At 37.2% G+C, this 20,318-nt stretch carries 18 protein-coding genes, 1 tRNA gene and 2 pseudogenes; 4 read left to right on the forward strand and 17 right to left on the reverse strand.

Features of this window, described 5'->3' with window-relative positions; all coding sequences use genetic code 11:
* Positions 1-116 precede the first annotated feature (116 nt).
* The 5 genes from IPMB12_RS07090 to IPMB12_RS07110 all read right to left on the reverse strand — a co-directional run bounded on the left by IPMB12_RS07090 (position 117) and on the right by IPMB12_RS07110 (position 6,222).
* Positions 117-2,294, reverse strand: a complete 2,178-nt coding sequence (locus IPMB12_RS07090; protein WP_166916313.1) for a hypothetical protein — start codon at positions 2,292-2,294, stop codon at positions 117-119.
* 130 nt (positions 2,295-2,424) lie between these two features.
* Positions 2,425-2,781 carry a hypothetical protein gene (locus IPMB12_RS07095; RefSeq protein ID WP_166916314.1) on the reverse strand — a complete coding sequence of 119 codons (357 nt, stop codon included), beginning with the start codon at positions 2,779-2,781 and terminating at the stop codon, positions 2,425-2,427.
* 306 nt (positions 2,782-3,087) lie between these two features.
* Positions 3,088-3,435, reverse strand: coding sequence for a hypothetical protein (locus tag IPMB12_RS07100; protein ID WP_166916316.1), 348 nt, complete (start codon positions 3,433-3,435; stop codon positions 3,088-3,090).
* 149 nt (positions 3,436-3,584) lie between these two features.
* Positions 3,585-4,925, reverse strand: a complete 1,341-nt coding sequence (locus IPMB12_RS07105) for a hypothetical protein (protein WP_166916318.1) — start codon at positions 4,923-4,925, stop codon at positions 3,585-3,587.
* A gap of 238 nt (positions 4,926-5,163) precedes the next feature.
* Positions 5,164-6,222 (reverse strand): hypothetical protein, encoded by a 1,059-nt coding sequence (locus tag IPMB12_RS07110; protein ID WP_208293450.1) that lies wholly within the window; start codon positions 6,220-6,222, stop codon positions 5,164-5,166.
* A gap of 662 nt (positions 6,223-6,884) precedes the next feature.
* Here IPMB12_RS07110 and umuD point away from each other — a divergent pair.
* Complete coding sequence (gene umuD / locus IPMB12_RS07115; protein ID WP_166916322.1) at positions 6,885-7,310, forward strand: translesion error-prone DNA polymerase V autoproteolytic subunit; 426 nt, start codon at positions 6,885-6,887, stop codon at positions 7,308-7,310.
* A gap of 1 nt (position 7,311) precedes the next feature.
* Positions 7,312-8,568: a translesion error-prone DNA polymerase V subunit UmuC gene (umuC, locus tag IPMB12_RS07120; protein ID WP_166916324.1), complete on the forward strand. Its 1,257-nt coding sequence runs from the start codon at positions 7,312-7,314 to the stop codon at positions 8,566-8,568.
* 252 nt (positions 8,569-8,820) lie between these two features.
* On the opposite strand, the gene IPMB12_RS07125 is transcribed toward umuC, so the two are convergent.
* The 12 genes and pseudogenes from IPMB12_RS07125 to IPMB12_RS07180 form a co-directional block, all read right to left on the reverse strand.
* Positions 8,821-9,072: a hypothetical protein gene (locus tag IPMB12_RS07125; RefSeq protein ID WP_166916326.1), complete on the reverse strand. Its 252-nt coding sequence runs from the start codon at positions 9,070-9,072 to the stop codon at positions 8,821-8,823.
* Positions 9,069-10,994 carry a pre-toxin TG domain-containing protein gene (locus tag IPMB12_RS07130; RefSeq protein ID WP_166916328.1) on the reverse strand — a complete coding sequence of 642 codons (1,926 nt, stop codon included), beginning with the start codon at positions 10,992-10,994 and terminating at the stop codon, positions 9,069-9,071. The genes IPMB12_RS07125 and IPMB12_RS07130 overlap by 4 nt, the downstream gene beginning before the upstream one ends.
* 95 nt (positions 10,995-11,089) lie before the next feature.
* The gene (locus tag IPMB12_RS07135) at positions 11,090-11,410 is read right to left on the reverse strand and encodes a hypothetical protein (protein ID WP_166916330.1); all 321 of its coding nucleotides are present in this window, start codon (positions 11,408-11,410) and stop codon (positions 11,090-11,092) included.
* Positions 11,411-11,758: 348 nt separating this feature from the next.
* Positions 11,759-12,009, reverse strand: a pseudogene (locus tag IPMB12_RS07140) (DUF4400 domain-containing protein); the annotation flags it as partial.
* A 3-nt stretch (positions 12,010-12,012) separates the two neighbouring features.
* Positions 12,013-12,450 (reverse strand): hypothetical protein, encoded by a 438-nt coding sequence (locus tag IPMB12_RS07145; protein ID WP_166916332.1) that lies wholly within the window; start codon positions 12,448-12,450, stop codon positions 12,013-12,015.
* 225 nt (positions 12,451-12,675) lie between these two features.
* Complete coding sequence (locus tag IPMB12_RS07150; RefSeq protein WP_166916334.1) at positions 12,676-13,113, reverse strand: hypothetical protein; 438 nt, start codon at positions 13,111-13,113, stop codon at positions 12,676-12,678.
* A 104-nt stretch (positions 13,114-13,217) separates the two neighbouring features.
* Positions 13,218-13,363 (reverse strand): annotated as a pseudogene (locus IPMB12_RS12175) (DUF4400 domain-containing protein); the annotation flags it as partial.
* A gap of 72 nt (positions 13,364-13,435) precedes the next feature.
* Entirely contained in the window at positions 13,436-14,689 is a 1,254-nt protein-coding gene (locus IPMB12_RS07160; protein ID WP_166916336.1) for a tyrosine-type recombinase/integrase, read from the reverse strand.
* A 284-nt stretch (positions 14,690-14,973) separates the two neighbouring features.
* Positions 14,974-15,049: transfer RNA gene (locus IPMB12_RS07165), tRNA-Gly, on the reverse strand.
* 70 nt (positions 15,050-15,119) lie between these two features.
* Positions 15,120-15,386, reverse strand: a complete 267-nt coding sequence (locus IPMB12_RS07170; protein ID WP_166916338.1) for a DUF1145 domain-containing protein — start codon at positions 15,384-15,386, stop codon at positions 15,120-15,122.
* Between the two features lie 12 nt (positions 15,387-15,398).
* Positions 15,399-16,007, reverse strand: coding sequence for a 16S rRNA (guanine(966)-N(2))-methyltransferase RsmD (gene rsmD, locus IPMB12_RS07175; protein WP_166916340.1), 609 nt, complete (start codon positions 16,005-16,007; stop codon positions 15,399-15,401).
* Positions 16,008-16,012: 5 nt separating this feature from the next.
* Entirely contained in the window at positions 16,013-18,640 is a 2,628-nt protein-coding gene (locus IPMB12_RS07180; RefSeq protein ID WP_208293452.1) for a transglycosylase domain-containing protein, read from the reverse strand.
* 181 nt (positions 18,641-18,821) lie between these two features.
* Between IPMB12_RS07180 and IPMB12_RS07185 the strand changes: the two genes are divergently transcribed.
* Together IPMB12_RS07185 and hlyD are read left to right on the forward strand one after the other, a co-directional pair.
* A complete protein-coding gene (locus IPMB12_RS07185) occupies positions 18,822-19,343 on the forward strand; it encodes a MarR family transcriptional regulator (RefSeq protein ID WP_166916342.1) in 522 nt (173 codons plus the stop codon).
* Positions 19,333-20,313, forward strand: a complete 981-nt coding sequence (gene hlyD / locus IPMB12_RS07190; protein WP_166916344.1) for a secretion protein HlyD — start codon at positions 19,333-19,335, stop codon at positions 20,311-20,313. The genes IPMB12_RS07185 and hlyD overlap by 11 nt, the downstream gene beginning before the upstream one ends.
* Positions 20,314-20,318: the final 5 nt, after the last annotated feature.

The following is a 20,318-nucleotide window of genomic DNA, read 5'->3' on the forward strand; positions in this document are numbered from 1 at the left end:
GTTAAAAACTTGATGATGAAACTTGAGGACAAATAAATCTGAATAAATGCGGATTTGGTCTTGTCTGATTTCAAAAAGCGTTCATTTAGAACGCTTTTTGTGTGTGTGAGTTGAAGTTAAAAAGAATGGTGTAAGCTCAGTTGTAATCGCATGACTTCACTGCGATACGATTGTTCAGACCAGGATGAGTTTAAGAGTAAAGCCGTATTCGGGTTTGATTGGTAACGCAGTCCTAATGCTGCATAGGGACGATAGGGGTTTTTGTCCTGTTGCTGAACATAAACAGAAGGGAGGTTAAAGTTTTGTGTTTGGGTAAGATGGGCTAAATAAGACTGGCGATTATTATGAATGTCTTTATCCATACCTATATCGGTATTCAGTTGTAATTTTGAAGTAAGGGGATAGTGTACTTTTAAACCCAGACCAACGGTTGTTCTCCTCTCGCCCATTTGAGAAAAACGGACAGGAAAAGATATACTGTCATCTTCTTTATAAGCACTACGAGAAATATTACTGTATTGCAAAGACAAATAGGGCTTAACCCCTATTTTGGTAAATTTAAACTGATACCCCATGTCCAGATGGTGTAATAAACCTTTCACCACAGCATCACCTTGTCCAGCTTCCGTATAAGATAAAGTAGGACGTTTAATTGTAACTGAATCTTTGACATAAGCGGTTGCCATACGTGCATGAATACCTTGTTCTGGTTTTTGTGCATAATCAAGATAAAGTGCTATGCCTGGATTATTATTGCCAGTTCTGTGGTAGTAATGGGGTAAATCAGTATTTGTCGCAAAATCAGCTACCGTACCTAATTGCCATTGTTCACTTAGTTTAATTGCAAGTAGTATACCTATATCGGTTTGTTTGATTTGTTTACCGTAACTTTGACCTGCAAATGCGCCCACACAAATCCTGCCAACTGTGACTACACAGTTTTGTTGAACCAGATTACTCAATCTTGCATGTCGAAAATCAAGCATAGATTGCGCTTGGTTCGCGATGTTATCAAGTTCAGTATAAGTATTATCTAAATCTACAGGTGGTGATATTATATTTGGTTCATTTGGTTCATTTGGTTCATCTTTTTTATGATTGACTTGCCAGAGAACAACATGATTTGAGCGTTCATTTCCCGTTTTTTTAACTACTTGACCAAGCACTATTGAACCATCTTTTGAGACGGCATAAGCTTCTGAGTCATACTCTTCAATTGTGCCCAGATCAATCATTCCACTTGCATCAGAATACCAAAAAGCACGAGTCTGACCTACTTTAAAACCAGCAGAACCCACAATCACTGAACCATCGTAATTCGTGTCAGTGGCTTTTGAATAAAGGGTATTGGTGTCTAAAGCAATAATACCTGTCTTGTCCGTGTGTTTGAATGCTCGTGTTGTGTTGAAATCTGATGCTGAACCGACAATTGTAGAGCCATCAGCAGACAAGCTACTGATTTCCGTGCTGTTCCCTCCCAATGTGCCAATATTAATCATACCTCCTTCATCAGTGTATTTAAAAGTATTGAAATAAGTACTATTTGGTTGAGTCAGCGAAGTCCCTGCGATCACTTTTCCGTCTTCAGAAACGTGCGTTGCATTTGAGCTTAAACCACCAAGAGTACCTAAATCGGTTATGCCGCCTTCATCTGTGTATTTGAACGCGTGATATTGCCCATTGGCAAAATTAATATAGGAAAACCCAACAATAACAGAACCGTCAGCAGAAAGTGCATTACCTACAGTGTTACCATCGCCCAAAGTGCCTAGATTAACCAGTCCATTTTGATTCGTGTGTTTAAACGCAGCAGTCTTATAAGGTTCGTCAAAACTTCTTGAAAAACCGATTATAGTTGAGCCATCAGCAGAAACAGCTTCACCGTATGATTCATCATGTCCGGGTAATGTCCCTAAATTAATTAATCCTGTTTGTTCTGTATATTTTATGGCTCTTTGATAATCATTGGTTAATTTAGAACTACCAGTAATCACTTGCCCATCTTCAGAAACAGAACGTACATAGGTTCTTGAGCCGCCCAAACGCCCCAAGTTTGTGATGTTGCCATCTTGGTCAATTTTATAAGCATCACCAGCACTCCACTGCGGATTTGCCCACGTTGACATAATGACGGTACGACCATCTTTTGATAAGGTCGAAAAATATGTTCCTGATGAGTTTAAGGTTGAATTCCATTCAAGATTGGTTTGCCAGCTATCTGCATAGCAATTTATTGATAAGAGTATTAGAGAAATCAAGACAAGAGGGTATTTATAAAAATGATATAAATTCATGACATCCTTTCTACAATGAAACAACCAGAAAGTCCGTCTTTAGGTCAGTTTCATCATTGTTTAAAAAGACGAATAATGAAACTGATTCATTTATAATGTCATGATAAATGCAGATTAGTACGTGTTAATTTTAGATGTCTATGTGTGGTAAGGCTTGTAGGTGATATTGCATGGCTTCATCTTCTACAGTTTTTATTGTGATATCTAAGCCTTTAATCAGCTCATATAAAGTTACCTGCATTTTATAAAGATGGTTCATATCAGTAATTGAGCTGTTCTTGAAATAGTCTTTATTGGTTTCAATAAAGTTGGCAATCACATTCATGCCTTGTTCTAAATCATTTTTTGTATTGCTGGCCGTAAGTTTGACTTTATAAGCGACAATACCTCTTGCTCCATAAAATTGAGAAATCAAACATGAACGATGTGCCAGTTCTTGGATGCTGATTTTTGATATTACTTCAAAAGAATGATTGTTGTATTCCATTACTGTTTCCTCCTATTTATTCCCTCATATATTTTGAGGGTGGCAACACAAGACAGGGGTGGAATTTAGTCTACACAACTAACAGCCCGAAGGCTGCCCTGTCTGTGTCACCATTGAGCAAGGCGAACAGAAACAGACATGACAATAATTTAGCCATGTTTGTGTAGACAAGGGATTCCACTCCCTTAGTGACTATTGAATCACATAGATCGAATGATACCTAATTTAGAAGTCGCTGTGTGATTTTTATACGATATAAATAAAAAAAGACAATACATGATTGTCTTTTTTTATGGAGATAGGGCTTTATTCAATATGCTTGACCGTTTCAAGCCTGTATTTTAACGATTCATCTGCAACTGTTTGTGCTGCTTTATCAAATCCCTTTATTAAATCCGACAGAACATTAAACATTTGTTCTATCTCAGAGGAATCGACTATCAGACCGTGTTTTTGTGTATGTTTAATGATTTCTTTAATTACATTCATACCAGCTTCTAATTTCACTTTAGTATTGTAACAACACAGTTCTAATTTTAAAGCAGCCAAACCTTGCACGCCGTAAAACTTGGAAATCAAACATGCTGCACTGGTTAATTCACTGTACGATAATTCATTTGTAAAGTGAATTAGGTGAGTATTATCATTGTCCATCCGCGTTTCCCTATGTGACTGTGAATTGGTGACAACATATAATTTTAGAAAAACTAATCACTTTAATGATACATGTTTTAAAAAAAAAGTGTAATTTTTCATATAACTATATAAATAAAAGCAACTTATTCGTTGCTTTTTGACGTTCACTAATTATTCACACATAGAACAGAAACAGACGGTTTATCTGGTTGGATAACGACCATATTTCCGATTGCAAAACCTGTTCTTCTTACAGCAATATAACTCATATTATCTGCGGCAATTGTGTCGGTTAAATAGTAAATACTGGCAGGCCAGATATTAGTGTTACTGGCATTCAAAATACCCCTGATTTCTCCCCATTCATTAATAAGCTGCTGTTGGATCAATCTCTGCAAAGGCTGGCTAATGGTTGCGTAATCCGTGGTTGAAGGTAATTTGTATCCTCCACTTAAAGAAGGACAAAATAATCGTGCATCAGGAATCGTGGCGGTATCTTTTCGGGCAATAAACCATTTTTTGATTTCAAATTCATATTCAATGGTATTCGCTGCATTGCTTATTTTTATTCGGGTTGGTTGAAATTGCCCACCTCCAGAACTTTGACTTGGGCCGTTAAGGGTTATTTTGACCTGAGATATGTCAGTTGCTACTGCTTTTGCCGTAACAGTGGTTGCACCATTTGGATAGCTTACAATCCATGTTTCATTTAACGCATTTACACCAGCTAAAACTAAATTAAAAGTGGCAAAATCAAACCCGACACTCGGAAAGTTATTTGTGTAACTTGCTTGAGGATAAAATGCGCGAACATGTTTATTACCGTTCCAAACAGTCGTTTTTGGTTCGTTGTTTTCAGTATTAAACCCGGAGCCATTGGCAATAATTTTTGCGTAACAAACGGCTTGTTGTACAGGAAGTGAATAGTGCTTAGTCGGTAAATTAGGCACACTGTATCGGGTTAGATTAGGTGCGCCGTATTGTGTTTGAAGCATGACCGCACCGGTTATTTTTAGTGACAGTGGTAAATAGTATGGATAGCCATCATAAGCATGTTCTTCCTTTGATGCCGTAATTTTGTCGCATAGTGTCGGCAGTTGAGTATGATAGACACTGCCTGTAGTCGGCAACGTGTTATTGTCTCCGTAAAGGATAGCGTTTAATGAGAATGGTACATCTCTATTATCGGTTGAAAGAAATGTAATAAAATGATTGTCACCATCCTGGTCTATAGCTTCATTATTGACAGGCTGTCGCAAAATCGGTTGAAAATCTTCTAATGTACTCAATGGATCAATAATTAGGTTACTGATATTTGTCTCATCATAAGTATGATTGTTATATTTGAATTGAAACAATTTGAAGTTTTCATTTTGTATACCTTCTTCAATTTCATCGTTAAATTTAGGTGCATGACCAATAATATGATGTACCGTTGACGCGGACACAGCAGCATAAATTTGATAAGAAAATAGGCAACAAATAAAAGTACTAAGTAAACGAAACATATATTTTCCTTGTAGAATGAGAATAATTTAAGTCATGCTAGAAGAAGAAAATTATTTATATGCAATAAATGCGATCTTACGTAATCCGCATTTATTTAGATTGCATTACATTCACTAAAAAAAGCCCTTATTATTGAATAAGGGCAAAGTGGGAATGGAATTAAATAAAAACAAAACAAATAAGTTTATTAATAACGTTAAAACACCTCCTTACTTTGTTAAAAATTAAATACTCACATCATGGATAAATACATGCGGTTCTTCTTGGAAAAGAAGACGTGCTGTTTGACACTGAGCCAAGTGCTGAATTAACTGTGTATTGTGCGGTTATGGTGTATTCTTCGTTTGTCCAATAGAAGTTATTCACCCAGTCACTGCCTACATAACCAGTTCCCATTGCTTCTGCTTGACCCGAATCTACATTCGGATCAAATAACGCTCCCCATTCAGCAAGCAAACTTTCATCAATTTTTCGTGTATAGCTATTACCAGTTGAAGAGCCTCCAGCCTGAACACTGTTTGTTAGCTCTATTAAGCTCGGAATACGATAATCAGTATTTAAACTACGGCAAAAGGATTGCGCTTGCGTGTAATCATCAACACTATTGCCATTATTGATGAACCATTTCTCAATAGTGAATTGATAAGTTATAGAGGGGGCATTTTCTAAAGTACCAATAATCGTAACTGGATAACCACTACCAAGTTGATTGTAAGGGGGAATGGTGGGTTGCGTCTTATTCGCGCCTTTAAATATGACAGAGACCTTACCTTGTGATACTGGTAGATACCCACTAGAATCAGTTTGAATAATGCTTTGCCCTTGTGTGACCTGCCATATATAGTCAGTATGAGTTGTGACTAAATCAAAACGCGCTTGATCAAATGCTGTGGTTGGAAAGTTCTTTCCTGATGTTTGAGGAAAAAAACCTTTATCAGCCGTCCACTGTGTATTGCTATGGCTGCTGTAATGTGTATTCCCTAAATTCGGTTGAACGTAACAAATAGAGACAGAAGGGCTGATGATATATGTTTTAGTGACATGCTCATAGGTAGTTGAACGTGGTAAACCAAACTGACTATTGAGTGATAACGCGCCATCATTTGAAAGTGTGACAATATAAGGGGCTGGTTTACCATTTTCAGCCAGTGAGCAGAATGTATCATTTAATGTTGGCGTGAAGGCTATAGTTTCACCATTGCTTATGTAGTACCACTGACTTGTAACTAGACCTGAGATTGAATCAAATAAATCTTCATCATCATCTAAATAAATGCTTTCATTGTCAGTTTTCAAAATGGGACTAAATGAAATAAGTTTTGTATCGCCTGAAACATCTATTTGAATCGGATTCGCTATAAAGTAATCCTCATTATCAGTGTCATTGGTGAATCTGATCCCAAATGAGTCAAAATTGGATAAGTTAACTTCTGATGTGAAACGCGGAGCATTGCCAACTATGGTATTTGCTGTGTATGCAGATAAAGCCAAAGCTGATGTGCTTTGCAATAGAATACAATTGGCAATGCAAACATATATTTTGCGTTTCATATCGATAAAATTGTCCTGTTATTATGTAGTAATGTTCGAGCAACTTTGAGGTTATAAATAAAGTAAGGACATTATCAATGAAGAAGAAAGCGAATAAAAATCGTTTAAAACGATCGATTTTATTGTGATTGATCGTTTGTATTGATTGTTTGAATAGGTAAAATAACTCTTATCTACTACATAATTCCTATTGGAAAAACGTCTACAAACTCAGCTATTTATAGACATTAAAGTAAAATCATCTACTTTGATGTGATAATCAGAACAATATACTATGACGAACAGAATTTATTAGTTTTTCATCATAATCATAATAAATTATTTTATTTTTATTTATATTTTGTTAAAGACTTCGTTTTTTAAAATGTATATACTGTTTTTATATACAGTTATTCGCATTTTTAGATATGAAATTTTTTATCCCCTCTGATAATCCACTTATTCAGCCATTACCTCTTTTTAATGATAAGGTTAGGGCTGGATTTCCTTCGCCTGCTCAGGATTATATTGAACAGACACTCGATTTAAACGAGCTGTGTATCACACATCCAGCATCAACTTATTTTGTTCGTGCTGATGGCTATTCAATGATTAATGCAGGGATACATCCTGGTGATATTCTTGTAGTAGATCGAAGCCTTGAAGCTGTTCATCAGGATATCGTGATTGCTGCCATTGATGGGGAATTCACAGTTAAATTGTTGAGTTTGCATCCAACTATTCAACTGCAACCTATGAATGAAGAGTTTTTGCCAATAGACATTACTGCTGAAGATGACTTGATCTTATTTGGCGTGGTGACTTTTGTGATTCATAAAACACGGACACGCTAATATGTTTGCCCTTGTTGATGTGAACTCATTTTTTGCTTCGTGCGAAACAGTTTTTAGACCGGATATCCTTGGTTTACCTGTTGTTGTTCTCAGCAACAATGATGGCTGTGTGATCGCACGTAGTAAGGAAGCAAAAGAGATCGGCATTAAAATGGCCGTTCCATATTATCAAATTAAGCACTTAATTAAACCGCACAAAATACAAGTGTTTTCAAGTAATTACCCCTTGTACGGAGACCTATCTCATAGGGTTATGTCAATATTAGAAGAACTTGCCCCAAAACTTGAAATTTATTCGATTGACGAGGCTTTTCTTGATGTGTCCGGGATCGATGATTTATTTGAATTCGGAAAGAAAACCAGAAGTACAATTTTAAAATGCACCGGTTTAACTGTGGGGGTTGGTATTGGGCCAACTAAAACTCTGGCCAAACTAGCCAATTATGCTGCTAAAAAATGGACAAAAACCCAAGGTGTCGTTGATTTATCTACGATTGAACGTCAAAAAAAGTTAATGGGTATTGTGCCAGTTGGAGAAGTATGGGGGATAGGTCGTCAGTTAAGTTCCAGACTAGAAGCCATGGGGGTTAAAACAGCTTTAGATTTAGCTAATAGCAATCCGAAACAGATGCGGAAGCTGTTTAGTGTTGTACTGGAGCGGACTATAGCAGAACTCAATGGTGAGTCCTGCTTATCGTTAGAAGAGTTTACTCCAGTAAAGCAACAAATTGTGTGTTCACGTTCCTTCAGTCAACGCATCACGAAACTAGCAGATATGAGACAAGCGATTTCATCATACGCGGAAAGGGCTGCAAAAAAACTTCGTGACGAAAAACAAAGATGCAAACACATTTCAGTATTTATCAAAACCTCCCCTTTTAATGGAAATAAACATTATTTGAATGAAATAGCACATGGCAGTATGCAAGCGCATTCATCGGATAGTCGCGACATTATTCATCTATCTGTAAGGCTTCTGGATAAAATTTGGCAAGATGGTCAGGCTTATCAAAAAGCAGGAGTGATATTGGGTGATTTTTCAAATGAAAACATGGTTCAGGTGGGGTTATTTGATGAATTTGAGCAACGTAAAAACAGTGATGAGTTAATGAAAGTTATTGACGAAATTAATCTAAAAAAGGGGCGTGTTTGGTTTGCTGGACAGGGCACAAAACAAGATTGGAAGATGAAACAAGATTTGCTTTCACCATCGTATACAACAAAGTGGAAAGATATACCGATCGTTAAAGTAAAATAGGCAATAACAATTATTAGATAAATACAGACTGTTGCTTGAGAAAAAACAAAGCTACGAATAGTGAATGTAGCTTTGAATTTATTTAGATATTATGCATTTAGAATAATTATTTCTAAAATAATGCTTTAGAAAAGCAAGGATATTATCAGCTATAGATAAAGCGATTAAAAATCGTTTGTGACGATCAATATCAATATTATTGATCGTTAATTCTGATCGTTTTTTTGCTGCTTTTGTATTTCAATTACTTACTCATTGTTGCGTTTTATTCTTTTTGTCTTCTAAAACAATCATGATGGATTTAATGCCTAAATAACCAATATGACTGACAATGATGATCACCGTACCAAGCCATGGATAGAGCCAGTTTAGACCCCAACCAACCAAATATGCAGCAGGTACATATATTAAAAGAAATGGTAATAATCCATTCCGCTTTAGAAACAGCCAGACAAAAATCCAGAAGCCAGATATAAATAAAGATAGGATTGTTTCAGAACTCATTGTTTTTCTTTCTCATCATTTTTCTTCAAATCTTTGTAAAGAGAATAACCGCTATAACCTAAGCCAGCAGGAACACCTACATATCGTGCAAATGTATCAAGACGATTAGTATGAAGAGTACCATATACTGCATTACGATGGGTTAAATCAACTTGTTCGGGAATAACCTTTTGGTATTTAGATACCCAAACTTTTAAATTGCGAGGAGATTTCAATTCAGATGATAACACATCGAACTCGACATAATTGGTGCGATTTCCTACTCCTGTCCACATACGATTCCAAGCATTCATTTTGTCAGCAGGGAAAGGTGCTATCCAAGTTGTAGTGGTCGTTATACCATCAATTAATTGTTCCCCTTTTGTTGGTTGTGCGGATAAAGCAAACTTGCCATCAATCGGAAAATCACCTTTCTTTGGATCGTAAAATTGAGTGACTCTTAGGGTTTTACTTTCTATATTCGTAGTTACAGAAAGCGGCTTAACCATTTTCCCCACACCAAAAACACCAACAACAGTTAACGCACCCTCAACAGCGCGTTCAGTTGTATCAATCTTTTCACCTGTCCATAAGCGTCTTCCACCAATGGCTTCAGTTGCACCTAATGTTAAGTTGGGAAACACATTAAAAGGGCTACTCATACCGGCATTCATTAATGCAAGCGCATTAGCTTTTTGTTCTAATTTATATTGTTCTGATTCACTTTCTGTGGCTTCTTTAACGATCCATTCATCATTATTATTAGACTCACTTGTCACAACACAAATTTTATTTCTCAACATTTGTGCATTGGATGCAAAAGCACAGGATAGCTTTTCTCCGGGAAAGTGTTCATACGTTTTATATTCATTGCCGCCCCAGCTTTCACCCGAAGTTTGGTATTCTAAAATCTTTTTAACCGTCATAGGTGATTGAGAATACGCAACAGGTACTTCTGGTAAAGATTTATAGCGAACATTGCCTTTACTTAAAGACACCATGTTATTTAATGAAAACTGTTCTTGCGCTTTTAGAGTTTGTTCTGTTAGCTGCTGGTTAATCTGATTTTGTTGTGTCTCTTTAGTGAATAGACTTTGTAGATAATTTGCATCGTGTGTTTCTGTTTTAGCCTGTTCCACACGTTTCTGTGCTGCCAGTTGTTGCTCAATTTGCTGATTGATTTGAGTTTGTTGACTCATAATTTTATTGGCAAGTTTTTCATTCAGTTGCTTTTCTTGCTCAGAATAAATAGTGGGGTCGTAAGTGTATTCTTTGTTGGGCTTAACATCAGGAATAACATGTTGATGTTCATCTTTAAGCTTAATGTCTTTAATTTGGCCTGATTGGTATAAATGACCTAATGCTTGTTTCGGATTATCAGGATCAAGTTTTTGAGCTATTTTTATTGCAGAGTCACCTTGTTGAGCTACAACAGAAAGTTGTGTTTTTTCTTGCTCAATTTCTGGTATGGTCTCTGGTACTGTTGGCTTAATATCAGGTTTAATGTGACTATCTGATTGAGCTAATGTTGACTCTGCCTGCTGATTATTAACTAACGCTGGTTGTTCAAGTTGGTGTTCTCTTAGTGTTTTTTGGATATTAATGTGAGCAGGGGGGCGGTTTTTGTCAAAATATGCAATCAAATGACTATCTTTGTCTTTATCTTTATCTTTATCTTTATAAGGGGCAATATAAATCACTTCATAACCGTGACCTTTAGCTGCTACCTTTTTTGATAATGCTTTTGTTAAAGCTTGTTGCTCTTCTTCAGTGTAATCTTTGATGGGATTTTTCTGTTTTTTGAGTTGTTCTTGAATGTTTTCTTCAGCTTCAGGTAGCTTTTGTTGGACAAGGCGTTCGAGTTCTAACTGACGTTCATTTTCTTGTAATAAACGCTGTAGCTGTTGGTGTTCTAGGTCTATTTCTAATTGAGGTCTTTCCATGATCTTGGCAATTCTATAGTAAAAATATTGATCGAGTATAAAAATTTATGCAAAAGGCAGAAAATAATGCGCCTATAATGTTTTATGCAACATGACTAGGAACTTCTTTTGATATAAATTTGTGTATTTTTAACTTTTTTGGCAACAGTTGATGTGGATAAGATATTGTTATTGATGCCTTGAATTAAAGACTTTATATCTTGCATCATAAACATGATATGTTCAGCGACCACTTCTTCATCTGAAGGTGTGATTTTGAGTATTGTGGATAGAGCTTCTAAGCCAGTTTCTAAGTTTTCTTTTGTACGTTTTGCGGTTAGATTAAGTTGAAAAGCATCATCACTATTTGTGATATTTGAAAAGTTTATGATTAGACAGCTTGGATTATCTAATCTTGAAGTCATTCCGTTGTCCAATTGTAGCTCCTTGAGAACCACCATAGGGTGGTGACACAAAAGTAGGTGTGAGAAAACAGAAACAGAACTGCCCAGCGCTTGCGCTGCACCTAAATCCGTGCCACCATTGACTATTATATAGACAACAGACCACGCAGAGGTAAATAATTACCTCTGGTCGCCTTCTGTTTCGGGTTTCTCAGGCCCTACACGCATAAATACGTGCCATATGATTATAACAGACTAATAATCTGAATAGTGAATTAGCAATATTACTTTGATTCAATTCGATTAAAACTGTTGTAATTTTCTAATGCTCTTTCAATATCAACATAAATAAATATGATTTCTACCAGAAATACTCAACACCTACTTTTTAAAGCTTTCAACAGCGATATTCATCATAAGACTGAGTAATGTTGCAGATGGGAGCAAAATCCAAAGTGGTGAAACACTTATTAGCAATACTAAGTAAATTACCCAAGGCAGCGTTAAGATAGGTATTAAGAGCGATTTAGCTCGATGATAGATAAACCAGATTCACGGCCAGCACAAAATTTTCTAATATCACGTCTCACAAGACCATCTATTAAACCCACAAATAAGGCAAAAATGAATAGGGCTTATCCTCTACTTCGCTTAATATTAAAGTATCGAGATAATGCAAAAGGGCGTTTTACAGATTGAAATGGTAATACTGTGGATAGATGTGAGATTGCTGTTTTAGGGGTTTTGTATAAAGTTAAAGTCCAGACACCTTCTATCATAAATTCAAAAGATACAGTGTTGTCAGAGATAATGTTTAAATTTTCAAAATATCCAGGACTATACATTCGATAAATATCAGCTTCATCTACAATTTTATTTTGTTGTGTATCCAATAAATAAATGAATAATGTTTCTTCAAATTGGCAATTATCAGTGATAAACAACAAAATATAACGCTCATCAAATGCAAGTGCAGCATGTAAGAGTTCGCCAGCAACACGAATCATACTATCACGACCATCTATTTCAATTCTTGTGTGATTCAGCGTTATATTTGAGAGTTTTTTAATCATAAACCACCTGCATTTTTTATCTATTATACATACAAATAGCTACATGGTATAGAATAAACGGATATCTAATATCAGGATAAATCCATAGCAATCGTTTTATTGGTTATGATTAAATAAAAAAGTATTCGCATACTTTTGTTTATATTCATCATAATCAACATTTTCATACATACCGTTATAGATGAAAAAACCACAACGAAAAAATTTGGAAGTCGCCTTATTACATTATCTTTCGTTATTTGGCACAACAGAGAAATATCGAATAGATGAAAAAGGGCGTTTGATTGAAAAAAAATGTTTAAATGAAAAAGGAAATGTTCTGACAGGTTGATCAAATAGTTTTAATATCCACCCATATTTGGTGATAAATTTAAAGAAAATGGTATCCTCGGATATCACTTGTAGATCAGAGACAAAATCATAAGCATACAAATTACCAATTCTAGCTTCATCTACTATTTTATTAATTTTTGTGTCAAACAAATAAATAAACAATAACTCTTCAAAGCCTAAATTATTAATCACAAATAATAAGATGTATCTGTCTTGCCAACAAAAAGCCTCTTCTAAAATAGTACCATCCACAAGCACTAAAGAATTAACACCATTCACTTCAATTTGTGAGTAAACAATTCCATTTTTATCAGGTGGTAGTGGTTTCAAAATGACATTTGAAATTTTTTTATCATATACTCACTAATTAGATATAAATTTTTCAAAAGAAGTATACATAAAAAAATATGATATGCACGTTTATATTAAACCGATTACAAATATTTTTTGAAACTTCCTACAGCTATATTCATCACAATGCTCAGTAATGTTGCTGAAGGCAGTAATATCCAAAGAGGTGAAATACACTCACAGGAAACGCCAAATAAATGACCCATGGCAATGTTAAAATAGGCATTAATAGCTTGATTAACAAAAAATCCACATAATAAAGAACCAATCGCTAATGATTGGCTCTTTAATTTGATGTTACTTATTTCCTCTGTCTCTCCCATTCATCTAATTTATTCGCCCAGTCCTGCATCATACCTCTACGCTGTTCTACATACTCAGCGTGGTTATAAGAAGCTCTGATTTGGTCTTTATCTGAATGGGACAGTTGGGCTTCTATCCATTCTTTTCGGTAACCCAGTTCATTTAAAGCAGTGGACAGGGTGGCTCTGATGCCATGTCCTGTTAATCTGCCATGATAACCAATCCTCTTTAAACCACTATTTAGGGTGTTTTCACTAATGATTTCAGTCGGTTTGGTTCGGTGACATAGTAAGTAGGTTTGCCAAGGCGCACGTAAGTCTAGTAATTCTTGTACGACTTCTATTGCCTGACGCGACAACGGTACAATAAAAGGGGGAATTTCATCATGAGTGCTTCTGACTTTACGTTTCAGTTGTTTAACTGTTTCGGGTGGCACGTTCCATAATGCATTTTCTAAATCAAAATGCTCTGGTTTGGCTTCTCTTAGTTCACCTGTACGAACACCTGTAAGGAGTAATAATCTAATGCCTAATTGGGTTTGTCTGAGTCCGTCATATTGGCGTAGTGCTTGTAAAAACTCGGGTAACTCTGACATTTTCAGGAAGGGATTATGTAAGGTAGGCTTTTGTGGCAAAGCTAAAACATCTAGGTCTGATACTGGATTGTCTTTTATTAATCCTTCTGCAATTGCGTGACGAAAGAGTTCATTCATCCAACTTCGGCATTTTTCGGCAATAGATAATGCGCCTCTGTCCTCTATTTCTCTTAAGACTTTTAGGACATGGGGTTTGTCGATATAGTTAAGAGGTAGCTCTCCTAATGTAGGCAACATGTCTTTACGTAGATAGCGTTGAATTTGTATTCGGGTACTTTGTCTACGTGTACTGTCTGCAACACCTAGTTTTTTGAGTTTAAATTCTTTCCAGTGTTCTGAGAACTGGGCAAAGGTGGGGCAGTTTGATTCATTTTCTACACCATATTTGCTTAGTTGCTTTTTCTTGATGCGAGGATCTTTGTTTTGAGCAACCAGTGCTCTTGCCTCCTCTCTTTTTTGTCGGGCTGTTTTTAAATCCACTTCGGGATAGGTACCAAAGGAGATGAGTTTTTGTTTACCCACCCAATAAAAACGAAAGTGCCAAATTTTTGACCCATTGGGTTCAATACGTAAAAAGAGTCCATCACCATCTTTAATGGTATAGGCTTTTTGGGCTGGTTTTGCTCTGCGAATGGTAAAATCGGATAATAATGTCATGTCTGGTACCTCAATAAGTTAACAAATACGAAAATAAATGTAGTTGTTTTGAGGCAGAAGGTCAGAATAAATGCGGATTTGCTTATGTCTGATTTCTTTTTTAAGTCATTAATAAGTAATCGAACTCAAATTTAAGTAATCTATACTTAATTCTATACTTATTTGTTGTGGCTCTTAGTGGAAGACTACGCACGCCAGTGGAAAAGAAACTGGAGCTAAGTGATTAATTTTGATAAACTAAAATACAATCATTGGAAGACTAAGAACCTTAATGGAAGAAGAACTGGAGCGGGAAACGAGGTTCGAACTCGCGACCTCAACCTTGGCAAGGTTGCGCTCTACCAACTGAGCTATTCCCGCATAACGAAGTGCGGAGAGAATTATACAAAATTTAATTCTTCCTGCAAGCAATTTCTGCAATTTGTCACACTTATTGCTTATTTTTTGTCTTTTTCCAGCTTAATGCTTCAAATACCCCAAAAAAGAATATGCGCCAGACAATAAAACGATCTTTCTCTTTTTCCTGCTGAGTGAGCGATGCATTCAGTAGCCATGCCTGCAGTCCATGAGTAACCACCAGAGCTGCGAGCGCCACATTAGCGACAAGTCTTGCCGGAGAAGGGTAAGGAAAGACCAGATTAAATAGCAAAAAGCCCCAAATGATGGCATATACGATACGACCTAATAGTATAAACATAATCTTTTATGCTCACTCTTGTCTGATAAATAAACGATAATCAACCTGACCAGCCTGCTTTTCACGGTGGAGCTGCCAGTTAACGGGTAAATTGGTCAGTGGGTACTGACTTTCAGTTTCAAGATAAATCCAGGCTTCTTTTGAGAGCCAGCCGTTTTCTTCTAAAAGCTGAGCTGTTTTTATAACTAGATTTTGATGAAAAGGGGGATCAATAAATACTACATCAAACTGATACGTAGCCGGTTGGTTTAACCAGTTTAGGGTATCAGCTGCAATGACAGAAAGATTATCAGCCTGCAATTTTTGCTGGTTACTGATGAGCTGCTTTGCAATAGCCGGGCTTTTTTCCAGTAATACGGCTGTTTTAGCTCCTCTGGACACAGCTTCAAAACCAAGGGCACCGCTACCAGAATAACAATCTAAACAGGTTGCCTCTGAAATCACAGGCATAAGCCAGTTGAACAGGGTTTCTTTCACGCGATCAGTAGTTGGTCTGAGTCCAGTACTATCCATAACGGGTAATTTGCGCCCACGCCATTTGCCACCAATAATGCGAATCTCACCCGGTACTTTTGTTGCCGGGTGGTTATTCGATGTTGATAGAGAACGTATAGCTTTCATGTTAATTAGAATAACTCTGAAGTGTTACCTTGTTCATCTGTCACCTGTGTTCCTGTTTCTTTATAGGAATACTGTGTCGGTTCAGTACCTTCAATGAAGTATTCTTCAATACTATTGGAATCAGGTGTAGCAAGCATTCCTGTTTTACGATCGATCAGTACAGAAATCACTTTATTTGGCTGAATCTCAGTTTTTTGAGGCACACCTTTTAACACAACTTGCATATAATCATTCCAGAGTGGATTTACTGTACGGGCACCACCTTCAGCTGAAATATATGAACGTTCGTCAAAGGCATTTTGTCTTGCTCGTCCAAGTTCACGGCGATGGTCATCAAAGCCCATCCAGACAGTTGTGACGATATCCGGACCAAAACCGGAGAACCAGACATCTTTAGATAAGTTAGTTGTCCCTGTTTTACCACCAATATCATGACGATTTAAGTTACGGCTACGCCATGCTGTCCCTAGCCAGTTACTGCCTTTTTCACCCCATACCGCCGTTTTTAACGCGTCTTTAATGATAAATGCCAGCTCACTACTAATAACATGTGGAGCGTAAACAGGTTGTTGTGACTCTGGCTGTGTTTCTGGTTTTGGTTGATTCTCATCAACTGGTAAGCGTTCAAACGGAATATTTTCTGGTAATACAAAGCCACTATCAGCGGTTAATGCATTTTGATCTGGTGTATCGCCATCCGTTGTTGTCACTACGTTTTCAACGTGGTCTAAAGAGATATTTTGTTTATCTTCTTCGGCATAAGCGAGCTCTTGTAAACAATCACTACAAGCGACTTCCGGCACGTGTTCATAAATTACACCACCTTCAGAATATTCAATTCGCTCAATCACATAAGGTGTAACCAGATAACCACCATTGGCGATAACTGAGTAACCTCTGGCCACCTGTAATGGGGTAAATGAGGCAGAGCCTAAAGCCAGTGACTCATTACGTGAAATATTACTACGCGGGAAACCAAATCGCTCTAAGTAATCAGCAGCATAATTAATGCCAATAGCACGTGCGGCACGTACCATCATTACGTTTTTAGACGTTGCTAAACCAACACGTAAACGCAGTGGTCCGGCATAAGTTGCTGGTGAGTTTTTAGGTCGCCAGGCTTCACTACCGGCACTGGTTCTAAGAATTGGCGCATCGTTTAAGATGGTAGCCATGGTTAAGCCTTTATCCAGCGCTGCGGTATAAATAAATGGTTTAATATTAGAACCAATTTGACGAATCGCCTGAGTGGCACGGTTAAATTTACTGAGATTAAAATCAAAACCACCAACCAGTGCAGTGATTGCACCAGTATTGGAATCAACTGACACAAGCGCTGAGTTGACTGCTGGAATCTGAGAGAGTTGCCAGTTTTTATCAACCTGACGCACCCAAATTTGTTGTCCCTCTTTAATCACAGCCGAGACTGTTTTAGGTGTTGGTCCTTGAGCATTATCACTGATAAATGAGCGCGCCCATTTCATGCCATCATAATTGATAGTAATGGCTTCACCATTAGAAAGGACAGCTGTAGCAGCTTGCTCTGTTGATTTGGTCACGACTGCTGGCAGGAGCATTCCTCCACCATAAGTCATATATTTACTAAGTGCTTGCTGAATTTGTTCTGGTGTAAAGGCGGTATCACCTTCTTGCCATAAGACTTTTTCTGGTCCTCGGTAGCCATGACGCATATCGTAATCAAGTACATGATGACGAACGCTGGTTGTTGCTGCCACCTGATTTTTTTGAGTAATTGTGGTATAGACCTTGTATCCATCACTGTAAGCAAACTCACCAAATTTTTCATACATGAATTGGCGCGCCATTTCTGCAACATAAGGTGCAGAAAATGCGACTTTAGGAACGTGATAACTCACATTTAGTGGTTCTGCAATAGCTTCATCATATTGTTCCTGCGTGATGTACTCTTGATCAAGCATACGATGCAGTACCCAGTTACGACGCGAGATCGCTCGTTCCGGGTAAGAAATTGGGTTATAAGCTGATGGCGCATTTGGCAGACCAGCAAGCAGAGCCGATTCGCTCAATGTTAGTTGATCGGCTGTTTTACCAAAGAATGTAGCTGCCGCTGAACCAATGCCATAAGAGCGGGAACCAAAGTAAATTTTGTTGAGATAGAGTGCCATAATCTCTTCTTTGGTGAGCTCTTTCTCCATACGAATTGCCAGAATCATCTCACGAATTTTACGTCCGATACTCTTTTCTGGTGTTAAGAAGAAGTTTTTAGCTACCTGCTGGGTAATCGTACTACCACCTTGTGACAAACTACCTGATTTTAGTGCGATAAAGACGGCACGCATAATCCCGATAGGATCGACGCCATAGTGACTATAAAAGCGGGAATCTTCAGTAGCAATAACCGCATTAATTACCGATTGCGGCATATCTTCATATTTAAGCGGGATACGACGATGTTCACCAAAAGAGGCAATCAGTTCACCATCAGCACTAAGTACTTGCATAGGTGTTTGCAGGCGAACCACTTTTAGTTCAGCAACATCAGGCAGATCTTTGGAATAATACATATAGGCAGCAAAAACGGTAATTGTACCAATAAAGGCACAACCTACAAAAAACTTTAATAAAAACAACAAGATTTTTAATGCTTTCACTACAATATCCCAAAGAATCGATCAATCTATTTTTACTGGATGACTATTATACAGAAACTGTCCTGTGTGATAAGCCATTTTTACTGATTCAGTATATTGAGCATTACAAATAGCACAAATCTCTTTACTATATAGTTACAAATGTTATTATTTCAAATGTAATTATACTGAGAGAAAAATTATGTCATATTCATTTCAATTAGTTGAAACATTATTAAACAGACATAAGGCACAAGGATTTGAGATGCCTTTTGATGAGATTTATCTGACGCGTTTATTGCAATTTACGCAAGATAAAATGCTAATACGACTTAACAATATGTTTCAAAAGTATAAAATAACCAATAATCACTTTTTATTGTTTACAGCAATAAGAAGTACCGGAAAAGAAGGAATTCAGGCTTCTACACTGAGTGAAATGCTAAATATTTCACGGGTACAAGTTTCACGCTTTGTAGAGGACTTAGTCAAACGGCAATGGATTGACCGCATACAACATCCTACAGATAGACGGTCTCAGTATTTAGTGGTCACTCAGCAAGGACATGATTTTTTAAATCAAGTATCTCCTGCGTTATATGATTATGTCTCTAAAGCCTGGTCTACTATCTCTGCTGACGAAAAGACACAATTGAAAAATATTCTGGGAAGAGTGCTAACGCAAATTGAAATCATTGAAGAGGGAGCTGGCAATGAGTCTTAGTATAAAAAAAATCATTATGATTGTTGTGGTAATCGTCATTGCTGCTGCAGTGTATTTGTTATGGCCAAAATCAGAATCTGGTATTAATAAATTATATGGCAATGTTGATATTCGTTCTGTAAATACAAGCTTCAGAGTGGGTGGACGTTTAATTGAGTCATTAGTTGATGAAGGTGATACCGTTAAAGAGGGTGACATACTTGCTAGAATTGATTTAACACCTTATCAAATAGCTCGTTCAAAAGCTGTTGCTAACTTAGCTGCCAGCAAAGCTCAACTAGACTTAATGCTCTCAGGCTATCGAACAGAAGAAATCGATCAGGCTAAGGCACAAGTCGAACAATATAAAGCTGCTTATCAATATGCAGATAGTACCTATCAGCGTCAGGTTGCTCTGGCAAAAACAGAGGCTATCTCAAAAGATCAATTAGACAATACCAGAGCTGCCCGAGATCAGGCTAAAGCGGCGTTACAGACAGCGGAAGATAAGCTCACCCAATACCTGAATGGTAATCGTGAAGAAGATATTGAAGCCGCTAAAGCCAATGTGGATTTAGCCGCAGCTGAACTTGCTCAGGCTGAACTTAACCTAAGCGATACCACGCTCTATTCACCAGCAAACGGAACTATTTTAACCCGTATTGTTGAACCGGGAACTTTGCTTTCTGCCGGCAGTTACGTCTATAGTATTTCGTTGACCAGCCCGGTCTGGATTCGCGCTTATGTCGATGAAGTTAATCTGGCTTATGCAAAGCCGGGGCAAGAAGTTCTGGTTTATACCGATGCTAAGCCAGATAAACCTTATAAAGGGCAGATTGGTTTTGTTTCCCCAACGGCAGAGTTTACGCCAAAATCGGTTGAGACAGAAGTATTACGAACCAGTTTAGTTTATCGTTTACGTATTATTGTGACTGATAGTGATGATATGTTACGTCAGGGAATGCCTGTTACGATCAAGTTTGCTGAGTAATTAAT

Source organism: Zophobihabitans entericus (assembly GCF_011745665.1).
In the GTDB taxonomy this organism is placed as follows: Bacteria; Pseudomonadota; Gammaproteobacteria; order Enterobacterales; family Orbaceae; genus Zophobihabitans; species Zophobihabitans entericus.

Coding starts and splice junctions, on each gene's coding strand:
- IPMB12_RS07090 (WP_166916313.1), bottom strand. CDS start 2,294: ATGAATTTATATCATTTTTATAAATACCCTCTTGTCTTGATTTCTCTA.
- IPMB12_RS07100 (WP_166916316.1), bottom strand. CDS start 3,435: ATGGACAATGATAATACTCACCTAATTCACTTTACAAATGAATTATCG.
- IPMB12_RS07170 (WP_166916338.1), bottom strand. CDS start 15,386: ATGTTTATACTATTAGGTCGTATCGTATATGCCATCATTTGGGGCTTT.
- umuD (WP_166916322.1), top strand. CDS start 6,885: ATGAAATTTTTTATCCCCTCTGATAATCCACTTATTCAGCCATTACCT.
- IPMB12_RS07125 (WP_166916326.1), bottom strand. CDS start 9,072: ATGAGTTCTGAAACAATCCTATCTTTATTTATATCTGGCTTCTGGATT.
- IPMB12_RS07105 (WP_166916318.1), bottom strand. CDS start 4,925: ATGTTTCGTTTACTTAGTACTTTTATTTGTTGCCTATTTTCTTATCAA.
- IPMB12_RS07160 (WP_166916336.1), bottom strand. CDS start 14,689: ATGACATTATTATCCGATTTTACCATTCGCAGAGCAAAACCAGCCCAA.
- IPMB12_RS07185 (WP_166916342.1), top strand. CDS start 18,822: ATGTCATATTCATTTCAATTAGTTGAAACATTATTAAACAGACATAAG.
- umuC (WP_166916324.1), top strand. CDS start 7,312: ATGTTTGCCCTTGTTGATGTGAACTCATTTTTTGCTTCGTGCGAAACA.
- IPMB12_RS07145 (WP_166916332.1), bottom strand. CDS start 12,450: ATGATTAAAAAACTCTCAAATATAACGCTGAATCACACAAGAATTGAA.
- hlyD (WP_166916344.1), top strand. CDS start 19,333: ATGAGTCTTAGTATAAAAAAAATCATTATGATTGTTGTGGTAATCGTC.
- IPMB12_RS07095 (WP_166916314.1), bottom strand. CDS start 2,781: ATGGAATACAACAATCATTCTTTTGAAGTAATATCAAAAATCAGCATC.
- IPMB12_RS07130 (WP_166916328.1), bottom strand. CDS start 10,994: ATGGAAAGACCTCAATTAGAAATAGACCTAGAACACCAACAGCTACAG.
- rsmD (WP_166916340.1), bottom strand. CDS start 16,007: ATGAAAGCTATACGTTCTCTATCAACATCGAATAACCACCCGGCAACA.